Origin of the sequence: Shewanella sp. SR44-3 (assembly GCF_014163735.1) — a bacterium.
Taxonomy (GTDB): Bacteria; Pseudomonadota; Gammaproteobacteria; order Enterobacterales; family Shewanellaceae; genus Shewanella.
In genome coordinates this window covers 18,614-33,290 of record NZ_JACJDV010000015.1, presented here as the reverse complement: position 1 = coordinate 33,290, position 14,677 = coordinate 18,614, and the positions used below count along the sequence as shown (strand labels likewise).

Sequence of the window (14,677 nt, the reverse complement as noted above, 5' to 3'; positions counted from 1 at the left end):
CATGAGCCGCGACTACGCAAACCGCAAACCTGGCGCCAAAGCGCGCCAATCGAAGAAGAAACCCACTCAAGGGACAAGCTTATCCTTTGTGCCGCTCGCTTTAGTAGTAGTATTGCTGGCGGGTTTTGGTTATTTTCTTTGGAGCATCAATGGCAGTGCTGGTGATACTCCTACTGCCCCTAAAGCAAGCGCGGCACAGGAAAAAATTACCGAGAAAGCTAAACCGAAAAAAGACCCCAATGCTCTGCCACCTAAACCGACAGAGGAATGGACTTACCTTAAAGAGCTAGAAACCAAAAGTGTCGAGGTCGATATCCCCGCCGAAGCCATGGTGTCTGCTGGGCCTTATCAGATGCAGTGCGGCTCATTTAGGCAAGAGTCACAAGCCAATCAGATGAAAGCCATGATCGCCTTCCAAGGCATCAATGCGCAGGTGCGTCAGTCTTCTGGCTCTAATGGAGTTTGGTATCGAGTGATCTTAGGCCCTTACGGCAATAAACGCGCCGCCGAACGCAACAAACACACGCTGCAAAACGCCAAAATCAACGGCTGCCAGATCTGGCTCTGGCAATAGACAGTCGCTGGAAAACCGCCGCGAGGCTAACAGCTAAAACAAAAAACGCCCAAGCTAACATCAAAAAAACGCTAACCTCAGGTTAGCGTTTTTTATGTCCGCAAAGGCAAGCAAGCTCATCTTTACGAGCAGAAAATGAATAAAGGTGCCGTAAAATCCATCAATACAAGCTGATACCCCGCCATACAAAACTTGCCATGGTTCACCTTTTCAGTTTTTGAGTGCCCATTAGCCTTAAAAGATGACGGCCTATCTTTGCAATCGGGCTATATCTCCAGAACTCAGGTCAAACTCATTTGTGGACATAAACGGGATTGAATTCAAGCCAAAATTTAACAATGAGTAGCTCAATTAATGCCTGTTGATAAAAGCTGAATGGTAACACTGAAGCTAATGAGAGGGTGTTGGACTAAATGACTTGAGTCTATCTCTTGGATGAGGCAGCAGGGATGCTGCGCCCGAGCCCACAGGGACCTTTTGTACCGTTGAACTTTTTCAGTAAGAATGGGCGTCTCTCAGGACGTTAGTCCAATGCCCGAGGTAGCCAATTAAGCTAAATAAAAAGCCTCGCTGTGAACACTTGCGAGGCTTTTTGCTCAATGGGGTTTATCTCTTTGGGTTAAGCCGTCACTTCCGCTGCTGGTGACTCGCTTTCAACTAATGGCTCTATCTTGAAGTTAAAGTAGGCGTAACCTGCGCTAACAAAGGGGCAAATAAGGTTAAAGAAGGCAAAGGGTAAATAGGCAATGGTAGCCACACCTAAGGTGCTGGCCATAAAGGCGCCGCAGGTATTCCATGGCACTAATGGGCTGGTGATGGTGGCTGAATCTTCTAAGGCACGGCTTAGGTTGACCGCGGCCAATTTACGCTTAGTGTACTCAATTTTTAACATGCGTCCAGGTAACACAATGGCGATAAACTGATCTGCGGTGATAATGTTAGCGCCGATACAACAGGCCAAGGTGGTGATAATCAAACTGCTAGCACCTGTGACTAACTTAAGAATGCTCTCAAGAATGCGGCCCAGTAAACCTGTCACTTCCATCACACCACCAAAGGCCATGGCGCACAAAATTAACCATACCGTGGTCACCATGCTGCTCATGCCGCCTCGGCTCAATAGGCTGTCCAATACCGCATCGCCTGTGTTGGCCACGTAGCCATCAAACATGGCTATCCAAATGCCTTTTACTAAAGCAACCATGGATGGCAAGCTGTCATCGTGAACAAAGTTAATCACGTTATCAAATTGAAAGACTGCTGCTGATATCGCTCCCGCTAAGGTACCTAAAATCACCGTAGGGAAGGCTGGCATCTTCTTATAGGCAAGAAATAGCACCACCAATAGTGGTAAGAGTAAGTGCACTCCTGGCTGATAGGTACGATCAATTAAGGCTAAGGTTTCAGCTAAGCTGGTTTCAACTTGGGTGGCTTCAGCATTTAAACCTAAGAATAAAAATCCAATTAAAGCGATGATGATGCTTGGGACTGTCGTCCAGGTCATGTGGCGAATATGACTAAAAATATCTGTACCAGCAACGGCTGGCGCTAGGTTAGTGGTGTCTGACATGGGCGACATTTTATCGCCAAAATATGCACCACTGATGATAGCACCTGCGGTCATTTCTACATTAAGTCCCATGGCTGAGGCTATGCCCACCAAGGCGATACCTAAGGTTCCTGCGACCGTCCAAGAGCTACCGATACTCAAAGCGACCACGGCGCAAAGCAAACAAGACGCGGCGTAGAAATAATCCGGGTCTAAAATCTGCATGCCGTAATAAATCATGGTTGGCACAGTGCCGGATAAAATCCAAGTGCCAATCAAGGAGCCAACGCTGAATAAAATCAGCAAGGCCCCTGTGGCAACGCCAACACTGCGCACCACGCCTTTTTCCATCTCATTCCAGCTGTAGCCATTTTTGTAGCCTATGACAATCGCGATACAGGCGGCAAGAATAAGTGCGATTTGGTTAGCACCCGATGAGCTGTCCGATGAGAACAAATACACAGCAGCGCCTAGCATTAACACTAAGGCGATGATGGGAATTAATGCATCGAGTAAAGTGGGGCGTCTATGGGTATGCGCAGGCATAAACTACTTCCTATTATCATTATTATAAGTATGGTTTTGGCAAAGCTTGGAGGCGGTAACAATGCCACTTGAAAAGTTGTTACTAAGTTTGCAGTCTGGTTACAGGCTTGTGACAGTCGCTATCCTGACACAGTTTTGTGATCTAAGTCGATGTTTGATTTGACTCCAATATCAGAGCCAGAAAGAGTTTAAGCCCTCTGTTCGAGTAAATACCCGCCGATAACCACTAAATATGCACAATTCCGTGACAGTTACGACTAAGCATGCAATTTGAACTGAAAAACTTATTGCGACTATGTTAGTAGGTGAATTCTTCCATATTTAGTTGAGTGTTTTTTAAGCCTAATTAGGCCCAGCTCGTTGTATTCTCATTTTTCGTCGATGTGATTGTGAGCTTTAATACTTTAATGTACTCAGGAGATTTAAGTAGACTTACCATGAGGCTTGAACCTAGTTGCATCAGTAAGCTTTCCATAAAATTCGTCCCCTAACGCCTTAATCGCTAGAAATAACAAACCCCGAGATGCGCTAGGCATTTCGGGGGTCAATATTAATTTAAAGGTAAATACTGACTTTTAACTAGCTGCCAGTTTTCAACATTGGAACCTAGACTTGCAGCTCACGAGCAATAGCACGATAAGCTATGTCGGTGCGAAAATACACCTCATCCCAGTGCACGGTTTCTACTAAGGCGTAAGCGGCTTGCTGCGCGGCCGTCACTGTATTGCCAAGGGCGGTGGCGCATAACACTCGACCGCCATTAGTGACAACATGGCCATCCTTAGTAGCCGTACCTGCATGGAATATCTTGGCATTATTATCACCAAGACTTAACCCTTCAATGACATCGCCTTTGCGGTACGTATCAGGATAACCACCCGCAGCCATGACCACACCCACAGCTGGGCGCTCATCAAACTCGGCCGTGACCTTATCTAGCTCGCCACGGGTGGCGGCAAGGCATAACTCAACCAAGTCAGACTTAAGGCGCATCATGATTGGCTGGGTTTCTGGGTCGCCAAAGCGGCAGTTATATTCTAATACTTTAGCGCTGCCATCTGGGGCTATCATAAGGCCAGCATACAAGAAGCCGGTATAGACATTACCTTCTGCCGCCATGCCATCCACTGTGGGGCGAATAACATTTTCAATAGTCCAATCATGCACGCTTTGAGTTACCACAGGCGCAGGTGAATAGGCTCCCATACCGCCAGTATTAGGGCCATTATCGCCATTATCACGGGCTTTATGATCTTGGCTGGTCGCCATGGCAAGGATATTTTTACCGTCTACCATCACGATAAAGCTCGCCTCTTCACCCCTTAAAAACTCTTCCACCACTACCCGAGAACCCGCTTCACCGAACTTATTTCCAGCTAGCATATCCTCGATGGCAGCATCAGCCTCACGCTTATCTTGGGCTATGATTACACCCTTGCCCGCCGCCAAACCATCAGCCTTAATAACGATTGGGAAGCCTGTTTTTTCAGTCACTTGCGCAACATAAGCTTTGGCTGCATCGATATCAGTAAAGTTGCCATAAGCTGCGGTAGGAATATGATGACGAGCTAAAAAATCTTTGGTGAAAGCCTTTGAGCCTTCAAGCTGAGCCGCACCTTGGGTTGGACCGAAAATAGCTAAGTTAGCTTCATTGAACGCATCGACAACCCCTAACACTAACGGCACTTCTGGGCCCACTATGGTGAGCTCAATGTGATTGTCTTTGGCAAAGGCCACTAAGGCTTGAATATCTGTGACGTCGATGGCCACATTTTCAAGCTTAGGCTCAAGGGCCGTGCCGGCATTACCCGGCGCCACAAACACGGTATCAACTTGCGGGGACTGCGCCGCTTTCCAAGCTAAGGCATGCTCACGACCGCCACCACCGATAACCAATACTTTCATTTTTATCCTTTTATAGCCGCGCTAATTCGTTAAAAAAAAATGTAAATAACCGCTTCCCTAATATGTCTAACAACCGACTAGAAAAGCGATAGCCTTAGTTAACATCGGCATAAATTAATGGCGGAAATGGCGCATACCGGTAAACACCATGGCCATACCGTGCTCATCCGCCGCTTTAATTATTTCTTCATCGCGAATAGAGCCGCCCGGTTGAATGATGCAGCTAATACCAGCCGCTGCGGCAGCATCGATACCATCACGGAACGGGAAGAAGGCATCCGATGCCATTACGCTGTTTTCTACCACTAGGCCTTCATCACTGGCTTTAATGCCGGCGATTTTGGCGCTGTAGACTCGGCTCATTTGGCCAGCGCCCACACCGATTGTCATGCCTTCTTTGGCGTACACTATGGCGTTAGATTTAACAAATTTAGCCACCTTCCAACAGAAGAGTAAATCCTTAAGTTCGGCTTCCGTGGGTTGACGCTTAGACACGACTTTGATGTCAGCTAAACCCACCATGCCTTGATCTCTGTCTTGCACTAGAAGGCCACCATTAACCCGCTTGTAATCTAGGCTTGTGGTTTTTGTGTCCCATTTGCCGCATTCAAGTAAACGCACATTGGCTTTGGCCGCCACGATATCGCGGGCCGCTTGGCTCACGCTCGGCGCTATGATGACTTCAACAAATTGGCGCTCAACGATGGCGCTTGCGGTTGCTGCATCTAACTCGCCATTGAAAGCGATAATACCGCCAAAGGCCGAGGTGGGATCTGTCTGGTAGGCGCGATTATAGGCATCGAGCAAGTCTTTACCTAGCGCCACACCACAAGGGTTAGCGTGCTTTACGATTACGCAGGCTGGGCCGTCGAATTCTTTAACACATTCCAGGGCAGCATCGGTATCGGCGATATTGTTGTAAGACAACGCCTTACCTTGCAGCTGAATAGCGCTAGCGACAGACGCTTCATCTATCTGCGGATCCACATAGAAAGCCGCTTTTTGATGGCTGTTCTCACCGTAGCGTAAATCTTGCTTCTTGATAAATTGGCGATTAAAGGTGCGCGGGAAGCTAGAGGCCTGGTGCAGAGCTTGTTGCTCGTCGCTGGTATCATTGCCCATTGCAACGAGCTTACCGAAGTAGTTGGCTATCATGCCATCGTAGGCGGCGGTGTGCTCGAAGGCGGCAACGGCGAGTTCAAAGCGGCTTTTAAGGGTCGTTGAACCTTGGTTAGTCTTCATTTCCGCTAATACGCGAGCATAATCACTCGCGTTAACCACTATAGTGACGTCTTGATGATTTTTAGCCGCAGCGCGCACCATGGTTGGGCCGCCAATGTCGATATTCTCAACCGCATCGGCCAAGGTGCAATCTGGATTGGCCACTGTGCTAGCGAAGGGATATAAGTTCACCACCACAAGATCGATTGGCAGTATGTTGTTTTCAGCCATCACGGCCTCATCCTGACCACGGCGCGCTAAAATGCCACCATGAATTTTGGGATGTAAAGTTTTGACCCGACCATCCATAATTTCCGGATGCCCAGTGTGATCTGACGCTTCGATGACAGGGAGACCATGCTCGGCTAATAAACGCGCCGTGCCTCCAGTAGACAATAATTCAACACCATGAGCATGCAAAGCTTGGGCAAACTCAAGGATCCCAGTTTTATCTGATACGCTTAACAGCGCGCGACGAATAGGTCTGACAGTATTCATGTAGGTACAGGGTCCACTTCTTTTGGTTGCAAGGATCTTTCGGAAAATAGAACTAAAACTTGCCGTTCTACTTTCCAAAACCCCCTTATGCCCTCAGTGAAGCGGGCGTATTTTACCGTAAAAGCCTTTCTGTGAGTGTACTTTCTGTGTGATTACACAATATTGAAATCAGAACAACCAAGTGGACTTTACATTACCTCAAACTGTGAGTAAAAAATCTTGACCTTAGATTAAACTCTAAGGTTTATACTCAAGCTATTATCACTTGTCATCCGCTCAATTTTTGGAGGTCGCATGTATCGTATCGGTGAACTGGCAGCCCAATGTGACATCAAAGCTGACACCTTAAGATTCTATGAAAAACACGGACTATTAGCGCCATCAAGCCGCTCTGATGCGGGTTATCGACTCTATAACGATCATGATAAGGCCCGCTTAAGCTTTATTATTCGTGCTAAAGCCGTGGGGTTTACCTTAAATGAAATTGCCGAGCTGCTGTCCATTGAGCTGGATAAATCCAATTGGGCCTGCGCTGATGTTAAAGGCATGGTGGACAGTAAGCTTGTGCAAGTACAAGCCAAAATCCAAGAGTTGAGTCATTTCGCTAACTCATTGCAAAGTTTATCAAACGCTTGCTGCGGCGGCCCTGAAAGTGCAGAACATTGCTCTATTTTGGAAGCTTTAGAATCGACGAGTAAAGATCTTAATCCTAAGCAAGAACATGGGCATACACACACTCATATACACAATACTGGCGCGCATGCATCAGCTCAACAACCAAATTCACACAAACAGGAGAGCTAATCATGTTATTAGCTAATTTTACTGAACTCTTTTTAGAATCGGCACCATGGTTATTGTTAGGTCTGATATTAGCTGGGCTACTCAAAGTCTTTGTGCCTATGGCGTGGATGCAAAAACAGCTCGGGGGTCACGGGGTTAAATCTGTGGTCAAGGCGGCCTTAATTGGTGCGCCGCTACCCTTATGTTCTTGTGGCGTTATTCCCGCTGCCGTTGGGCTGCGCCGCTCTGGCGCCTCAAAAGCGGCCACCACTTCATTTTTAGTCTCCACCCCAGAAACCGGCGTTGACTCGATTACCGTGTCTTATGTGTTACTCGGACCTTTTATGGCCATCATCAGACCCATAGCCGCCATTACTAGCGCCATAGTCGCTGGGCTTTTGGTTGGTAAAGATGAAGCTGAACCGAGTAAACCCGTAGCAACGTCTGCACCGGAAAGCCCCAGCAATATGGCCGCAACGCCTTCAAAAAGCAGTTGTTGTGCCAGCAAAGCTAGCCCAGTGGTTATCGCAGAACCTTTGGTAAAACCTAGCAGCAGTTCATGCTGTGCCAGCACTAAAACCGATACTGCGGCGCCAGAGTTATTCACTGAAATCGCAGCTGCGGCACCAGTAAAAACCAGCTCATGCTGCGCAAGTACAAAAACGGCAACTGAAACTGCAGTACCAAGCGCTATCCCAGATACTGAGATAACCAAAACCAGCTGCTGCGCAAGCACTTCTGAGAGTAACAATGTGAGTAAAGAGGCCCACTCTCACACTGAAAGTACAGATAGCGAGGCTTGCTGCGCAGCCACCCAAGACACAGCGACCGAGCTTAAAGATAAGTCCATTATCAGCCGCATTGGCACTGGGTTACATTACGCTGCCACGGATTTAGTTCGCGATACCACCATGTGGTTATTGGTGGGGTTATTTTTTGCAGCATTAGTGCAAACCTACGTTCCTACCGACTTCTTAGCTCAATGGGGCGATGGCATCTTAGCTATGCTAGTCATGGTAATAGTGTCAGTACCTATGTATATCTGCGCCACAGCTTCAACGCCAATAGCCGCTGGTTTATTATTAGCAGGGGTTTCACCTGGCGCGGTACTGGTGTTTATGATGGCGGGGCCAGCGACTAATATCGCCACCCTAGGCGTGGTGGTAAAAGAGCTAGGCAAACGCGCCTTGTTTGGTTATTTAGGCGGCGTGCTAGGTGTTGCCTTAGCCTTTGGGGTGTTGGTGAACTATCTTGTGGATACGTTTGGCTTCGTGGTAATGCCACAAATTGGTGAGGAACATGCTTTGCTGCCCCATGGCCTAGTGGTGACTTCAGGTATTATCTTGGCAATATTAATGGCTAAAGTGATTTATGATAAAATCCCAAAGAAAGCCCTAAGACGAGATTGCTGTTCATAACGCCCCTGCTTGTATGAGCACAAAATAAAATACCGAGCCAAGGCTCGGTATTTTTATGGGATACTTGTTACTCCCGTTTAAACATTTAGCACAAAAATTACCTATCAACTTGATATCAACTACATACCAACTAACAGCGAACGGTATAGCCTAGAACACCTAAGACTAGGTTAACGCCATACCTAGATTGCAGAGAAAACTAACATAACATCCATAACATCTTGCTGCTTAGCTTCTACTCTTACTTTATTGCTTGATATTAGCTTCCTGATAATTGTTACTTTTTGGCTTTTTCTAAAAATACTTGTGGATTTTTCTTTGCTTGCTTAGCGGCACGTTTTTCCTTAGCGGATAACAGTGGCTGCTTTTTAGTATCTTTCTTAGCGTTTTGTCCTTTACTCATATTCGACTCCAATCCTCTAGATTAAATGTATAAGCCAATGGTAAAACTCTAGCAATAAACCTTGGCTAAAAGCCTAGTGAAACTGCACAAACTCTAAAAACAGTAAAAAATTCAATAGCAAAAGTGTGAAATCCCGTTCCTTTTATTAATGTTCAACAACTCATACTAACACTAAGTCCCAATTTTTTGCCTAGGCCTTACTTAGAATAATTAGTACTAAAGATAGACCTACAATGTCTAAAAAACAAACATTTAAAGTGTAATTATGGCATCGGAAAATTGATTATCGCGATAATAGTCATTATTATGTCAAACTTTAATAGGCAGCACACTCAGCCTATGACCCTATTTATTTTCTCCTAGGATTTATCATATGCAATTCTCATTTCAAAACCCCACCAAAATTGAATTTGGCCAAGACAGCATCAAGAGCCTTAAAGCACTTTTACCTTTAGAAAGTAAAGTGTTACTTGTTTATGGCGGTGGCTCAATTAAACGTAATGGTATCTATCAGCAAGTCATGACAGCCCTTGAAGACCATAACGTGATGGAATTCTCAGGCGTTGAAGCCAACCCCACATACGAAACCTTAAGCAAAGCCGTTGAGTTAGTTAAAGCTCAGGGCATAGATTTTGTACTGGCTGTGGGCGGCGGCTCTGTTATTGATGGTTGTAAGTACATAGTCGCGGCAAGTTGCTATGACGGCGATGGCTGGGACATTCTCACTGGCGCCCATTATTCAGATAAGGCCCTGCCATTAGGGGTAGTATTAACCTTGCCCGCTACAGGCAGTGAGTCCAATGCCGCTGCCGTTGTCACCAAGGCAGCCACTCAAGATAAGCTATCTTTCTACAACGATATTGTGCGCCCACGCTTCGCTATTTTAAATCCAGACGTGATAAAAACGCTGCCTGAAAGACAGCAAGCTAACGGCATAATAGATGCGTTCATTCATGTGTGTGAGCAATATTTAACTCTAGAAGCCGATACTTGGGTGCAAGATGGTTATGCCGAAGTATTACTGCGAAATCTAGTGAAATTGGCCGCGCAATTTGAGCAAAGAGATAATGACATTTGGCGCGCCAACCTAATGTGGACCGCTAACCAAGCCTTGTATGGCTTAGTCGGTAACGGCGTGACCCACGATTGGTCAACTCACATGATAGGCCATGAGATCACGGCGATTTATGGTGTCGATCACGCTCGCACCCTGACCATAGTTCAGCCTTCATTGCTGCGCAGCCAAATTGAATACAAACGTGGCAAGCTAAATCAGTTAGGCAGCCAGGTATTTAATCTGGCTCAAGGTGATGATTTAGCCGAGCGCGCTATCGATGCCCTAGAGCAGTTATATAGCAAGCTTGGCCTGCCTGTGCGCTTAAGCGAGGCTGGGATCAAGGATGCAGATGCCGTAGATAAACTCGTTGCAGCATTGGAAAAGCACGCCATGACAGCCATTGGTGAACACAAGGCGATTGATATTGCCACCAGCCGCGCCATCTTACTTCAAGCGAGCTAACGCGCTTATTGGTATGCCATTAATCTAAAGCCAATTCATATTGAATGGCTTTTGTGCTTAGCGCTAAGGATGGGCGCCAAGCTTATTTACCGAGGAATAGATAATGTCTGATAAACCTTTTAATCCTTTACTGTTAGAAAACCAATTGTGTTTTTCTTTATATGCCACCTCCCTCGCCATGACTCAGCTCTACAAGCCTTTATTGGATAAGCTGGGCCTAACCTATACTCAATACCTCATCATGATGGTGTTGTGGGAAAAAGATGGTTTAAAGCTTAATGAGATTGGTGAGCAGTTGGGGCAAAAATCTGGGGCTCTGACTCCAGTTATCAAACGCTTAACCGCCGATGGTCTTATCAGCCGTGAGCGCTGCCCTAACGATGATAGACAGCTTAAGATCAGCTTAACGCCCATGGGCCTTAGCCTTAAAAAACAGGCTTTTGAGGTAAACAAGTGCATGGTTGATAACTGCATGACTGATAGATCTGAATTACTAAGCCTTAAAAATCAGTTAGATGAATTAAGATCTAAGTTATTGCGATAACTATTTTAACAAATGGCTTGCTCAAAATTAGTTATCGCGATAACATAATTCCATTCTCAAGGATGAAACATACCTCTGCGATGTTTTATCTGGTCAATTTAGTATCAACTCATTATCAATGCCTAACAAGCTAGGAGCACGACATGGAACTTATTTATACAGCACAAGCGAAAACAACTGGTGGCCGTGAAGGTCGCTCAATCTCTTCTGATAACAAGTTAGACGTACAGTTAAGCACCCCAAAAGAATTGGGTGGCGCAGGTGGTCCAGGCACCAACCCTGAGCAACTTTTTGCGGCAGGTTATTCAGCCTGTTTTATTGGTGCGATGAAGTTTGTTGCAGGCCAAGATAAAATCTCTCTGCCTGCTGATTTAAGCGTGACTGCTGATGTGGGCATTGGTGGTAATACTAAAGGCGTCGGTTTTGCGATTGCAGTCGTACTTAACATTAGCTTACCGTCAATGGACGCCGATGCTGCAAAAGCCTTAGTCGAAAAAGCGCATCAGGTGTGTCCATATTCGAACGCTACCCGTGGCAATATCGATGTTGAGTTAGTGATTAGCCACTAATTACGCACTCATCAAGCAATAAAAAGCAGTAAGGTGTTATGCCTTACTGCTTTTTTTATGACTATCGCTTAACTCGCTCGATTAAACTTAGCGATTAAACTTGGCGATTAATCTAAGCGCTTAGAAAATCTTAAGCTAGCGACCAAAAGACCCAAACAAGTAAATCCTAATAGCCACAGTGCATCGAAACCGAGATCAAAAACTTGGGCATCCCTTAATACTATGGCTCTAGACATGCGCATAAAATGCGTGGCAGGTAAGGCTTCGGCTATCCATTGGGCCGCTTCTGGCATGGTTTCATAGGGAAACATAAACCCCGATAGCAAAATAGAAGGCAATAATACAAACACTGTGAGTTGCATCGACTGCAGCTGCGTTTTAGCAATAGTCGATATCACTAAGCCTAATGTCAGGCTGGCAAAAATAAATAGCATTGACGCTAAGGCCATGGAGTCAAGCCCGCCGCGAATTGGCACATCGAATAACACATGTCCAGCGGTTAAAATGATGCTCACTTGAATAAACCCCACCAGCACATAGGGTAATATTTTACCTAGCATCAGTTCCATGGGGCGCACGGGGGTGGTAATCAAAAACTCCATATTGCCCTGCTCTCGCTCCCTAACAATGGCAGCTGAGGTAAACATCACCATGGTCATAGTTAAAATCACCCCCAAAAGCCCGGGCACAATATTCACAACCGAGCGCTGCTCAGGGTTAAAATACTGCACCACCTCAAGACTGACTCGACTTGCAGTAAGCGTATTTCCCATGACCTCATCTAAAGGCATAGAACGTAAAGATCGAATGGCCGCAGACACCACAGTGTCCGAGCCATCGACTAACCATTGGCCCACGGGCTGGGCAAAATAATTGCCATGTACTGCCTTATCGGGGTATCGCAGTAAACGCCCAGTTAAATCACTTGGCAGGTAAAGTATGGCTTTTACTTCACCGCGGGTTAAGGCGGCCTCCGCCTCCTTAATATTGGCATAGCTGGTTGTAAAATCAATCACTTGACTTGCCTCTACCGCTTGAACTAAAGCGCGGCTAAAACTGCTTGAGCTCAAATCCACCAGACCTGCTGGCAAATGCCGTGCATCTGTATTGATGGCATAGCCAAACAGCATTAGCTGTACTAGCGGGATCATGACTATCATGCCAAAGGTCATCCTATCTCGGGATAATTGCCGCAGCTCTTTTACTACAATCGCCCACATTCTACGCCACATGTCTTTCTCCCGTACAGGTAACAAACACGTCCTCAAGGCTCGGCCTGACTTCTTCGAGCGTTCGACCAGCGACATGCCCTGCCATCCAACTAATAGGATCTGCTATTGTTTCATCCACCAGCACCCTGAGGCGGCTGCCTATTTGCGCCGCAGATAACACTGGTGCTTGGGCAATCAACCGTTGCTTTAAAGGCCTAAGGTCCTCTCCTGACACCTCAATAACCCTAGCTCCCATGGCGGACATTAATGCCTGAGGCGAGCCATCGGCGCGTTTTATTCCTCGCTCTAAAATGGCTAAACCATGGCAGCGTTCGGCTTCATCCATATAATGGGTCGATACTAAAATAGTGGTGCCTTGGGCACACAAATCGAATAAACGCTCCCAAAATTCACGGCGGTTTTCAGGGTCAACGGCAGAGGTGGGCTCATCAAGAAACAACAATTCGGGTCTGTGCAGCGTCGCAGCTGCAAGGGCTAAGCGCTGCCTCTGTCCACCGCTCATGGAGCCTGCCATCTGCTTTTCTTGGCCCTTAAGATCGTACAAGTTAATAAGTTCAGCCAGTCTTGCCTTAGCTTCACTGCGTTTAAAACCATAGATCTGCGCCACAAACTCAAGATTCTCTTTCACAGAGAGGTTTTCATAGAGGGAGAATTTTTGCGTCATATAGCCAATGCGCCGTCTTAACTTCTCTTCTGCGCCGGGCAGGGTTTCGCCCAATACCCGAATATCCCCAGAAGTAGGCCGCAGCAGGCCAGTCAACATGCGAATGGAAGTAGATTTACCACAGCCATTTGGCCCTAAAAAACCATAAATGCTGCCCCTAGGAATAGCCAGCTGTAGGTCTTCTACCGCATTAACGCCAGCAAATGCCCGTGTCATGCCCTGAGTTTCTATGGCAAAGTCTTGGCTCATAGTGGTAACTCCACTTCTAACGCCATGCCGGTAGCAAGATCTTCTGTCTCAGGAATATCTATGTCCGTGAGGTACATAAGCCTTGCCCTATCCCGCTCATTGAGTGCATAAAAAGGCGTGAAAGCCGGTTGACTGCGAATATGGCGCACCCGTGCATTAATGGGCATATCACGGCCATCGACCCAGAGTTTCACCTGCGTACCGACCTTTACTTTATCTAGCCAAGTGGCCGGTAAGTACACCCGCACATAAGATCTTGCTGTGGCAGAAAGCGCGATAAGCTGAGTGCCTGCAGCTACTCTATCACCCACTCGCCAAGGTAACTGATCTACAACCGCATCTTGCGCCGCCACTAAGGTTAAATCTTGGCGCTGCTTTTGTGCAATAGTCACTGCCGCCTGGGCCGCCCTAACTCCGGCACTCGCTTGTTCAAGTTGCTCAGTGCGAGTACCATTTTCAAGCTCATTTAGGCTTTGCCTTGCTTCAGATTTTTTAGCTACCGCAGTATCTCGCGCCGCACTGGCGCGATCGAAATCAGCCTGGGTCAGCACTTTTGTGGCCAATAGTCTCTGGGTGCGTAAAAAGGCTTGCTGAGTCTCTTTAACGCTAGCATCAGCTGCCGCCAAAGCGGCCTGCGCCCTTGCGATAGACTCTACGCGCGCCCCTGCCTGCAATTCAGCGAGTAGCGCTTTAGCCTTAGCAAGCTCAGCATCACGCAGCGCCAGCATGGCATCGGCCTCCGTGGGGTCTAGACTCAATAATACTTGACCCGCTTCAACACGCTGCCCTTCAATAACCTCAATACTGATTAAGGTATTACCAACAGCTGCGGTTAAGGTCAGGCTGTCCCGTTCAACAATGCCAAACACTCTAGGGGCGGGTTCGGTGCAGGCTTGCAGCATTAATGTGCCACACACTAGCCCCCAGAGCAGGCCTCGACTTATGATTGATTTTCCAGCCATATTCATGTACCTCAATAGGGTTTCAACAGGGGCTCAAGTGG

The 14,677-nt window shown here is 46.9% G+C and carries 13 protein-coding genes; 6 read left to right on the top strand and 7 right to left on the bottom strand.

The window, feature by feature from the left end; translation table 11 throughout:
* Nucleotide 1: 1 nt before the first annotated feature.
* Nucleotides 2-574, top strand: a complete 573-nt coding sequence (locus tag H5073_RS09770; protein ID WP_182679322.1) for an SPOR domain-containing protein — start codon at nt 2-4, stop codon at nt 572-574.
* A gap of 619 nt (nt 575-1,193) precedes the next feature.
* On the opposite strand, the gene nhaC is transcribed toward H5073_RS09770, so the two are convergent.
* The 3 genes from nhaC to purH all read right to left on the bottom strand — a co-directional run bounded on the left by nhaC (nt 1,194) and on the right by purH (nt 6,293).
* On the bottom strand, nt 1,194-2,669 hold the full coding sequence (gene nhaC, locus H5073_RS09765) for a Na+/H+ antiporter NhaC (protein WP_182679320.1): 1,476 nt from the start codon (nt 2,667-2,669) through the stop codon (nt 1,194-1,196).
* A gap of 606 nt (nt 2,670-3,275) precedes the next feature.
* Nucleotides 3,276-4,574, bottom strand: coding sequence for a phosphoribosylamine--glycine ligase (purD, locus tag H5073_RS09760; protein WP_182679318.1), 1,299 nt, complete (start codon nt 4,572-4,574; stop codon nt 3,276-3,278).
* 114 nt (nt 4,575-4,688) lie between these two features.
* Entirely contained in the window at nt 4,689-6,293 is a 1,605-nt protein-coding gene (purH, locus tag H5073_RS09755; RefSeq protein ID WP_182679316.1) for a bifunctional phosphoribosylaminoimidazolecarboxamide formyltransferase/IMP cyclohydrolase, read from the bottom strand.
* A 294-nt stretch (nt 6,294-6,587) separates the two neighbouring features.
* On the opposite strand from purH, the gene zntR reads away from it, so the two are divergent.
* Together zntR and H5073_RS09745 are read left to right on the top strand one after the other, a co-directional pair.
* Nucleotides 6,588-7,097, top strand: a complete 510-nt coding sequence (zntR, locus tag H5073_RS09750) for a Zn(2+)-responsive transcriptional regulator (protein WP_259394869.1) — start codon at nt 6,588-6,590, stop codon at nt 7,095-7,097.
* A 2-nt stretch (nt 7,098-7,099) separates the two neighbouring features.
* Nucleotides 7,100-8,494: an SO_0444 family Cu/Zn efflux transporter gene (locus H5073_RS09745; protein ID WP_182679315.1), complete on the top strand. Its 1,395-nt coding sequence runs from the start codon at nt 7,100-7,102 to the stop codon at nt 8,492-8,494.
* A gap of 277 nt (nt 8,495-8,771) precedes the next feature.
* On the opposite strand, the gene H5073_RS18370 is transcribed toward H5073_RS09745, so the two are convergent.
* Nucleotides 8,772-8,897 carry a hypothetical protein gene (locus tag H5073_RS18370; protein ID WP_259394868.1) on the bottom strand — a complete coding sequence of 42 codons (126 nt, stop codon included), beginning with the start codon at nt 8,895-8,897 and terminating at the stop codon, nt 8,772-8,774.
* 373 nt (nt 8,898-9,270) lie between these two features.
* Between H5073_RS18370 and H5073_RS09740 the strand changes: the two genes are divergently transcribed.
* The 3 genes from H5073_RS09740 (at nt 9,271) to H5073_RS09730 (ending at nt 11,529) form a co-directional block, all read left to right on the top strand.
* Nucleotides 9,271-10,416: an iron-containing alcohol dehydrogenase gene (locus tag H5073_RS09740; RefSeq protein ID WP_182679313.1), complete on the top strand. Its 1,146-nt coding sequence runs from the start codon at nt 9,271-9,273 to the stop codon at nt 10,414-10,416.
* Between the two features lie 103 nt (nt 10,417-10,519).
* Nucleotides 10,520-10,960 (top strand): MarR family winged helix-turn-helix transcriptional regulator, encoded by a 441-nt coding sequence (locus tag H5073_RS09735; RefSeq protein ID WP_182679311.1) that lies wholly within the window; start codon nt 10,520-10,522, stop codon nt 10,958-10,960.
* 143 nt (nt 10,961-11,103) lie between these two features.
* Complete coding sequence (locus H5073_RS09730; protein ID WP_182679309.1) at nt 11,104-11,529, top strand: organic hydroperoxide resistance protein; 426 nt, start codon at nt 11,104-11,106, stop codon at nt 11,527-11,529.
* A gap of 107 nt (nt 11,530-11,636) precedes the next feature.
* Here H5073_RS09730 and H5073_RS09725 read toward each other — a convergent pair whose 3' ends face one another.
* The 3 genes from H5073_RS09725 to H5073_RS09715 are packed head-to-tail and all read right to left on the bottom strand — an operon-like array spanning nt 11,637 to nt 14,636.
* The gene (locus H5073_RS09725; RefSeq protein ID WP_182679307.1) at nt 11,637-12,761 is read right to left on the bottom strand and encodes an ABC transporter permease; all 1,125 of its coding nucleotides are present in this window, start codon (nt 12,759-12,761) and stop codon (nt 11,637-11,639) included.
* The gene (locus H5073_RS09720; RefSeq protein ID WP_182679305.1) at nt 12,751-13,674 is read right to left on the bottom strand and encodes an ABC transporter ATP-binding protein; all 924 of its coding nucleotides are present in this window, start codon (nt 13,672-13,674) and stop codon (nt 12,751-12,753) included. Before H5073_RS09720 ends, H5073_RS09725 begins: the two co-directional genes overlap by 11 nt.
* Complete coding sequence (locus H5073_RS09715) at nt 13,671-14,636, bottom strand: HlyD family secretion protein (RefSeq protein ID WP_259394867.1); 966 nt, start codon at nt 14,634-14,636, stop codon at nt 13,671-13,673. The genes H5073_RS09720 and H5073_RS09715 overlap by 4 nt, the downstream gene beginning before the upstream one ends.
* Nucleotides 14,637-14,677 lie beyond the last annotated feature (41 nt).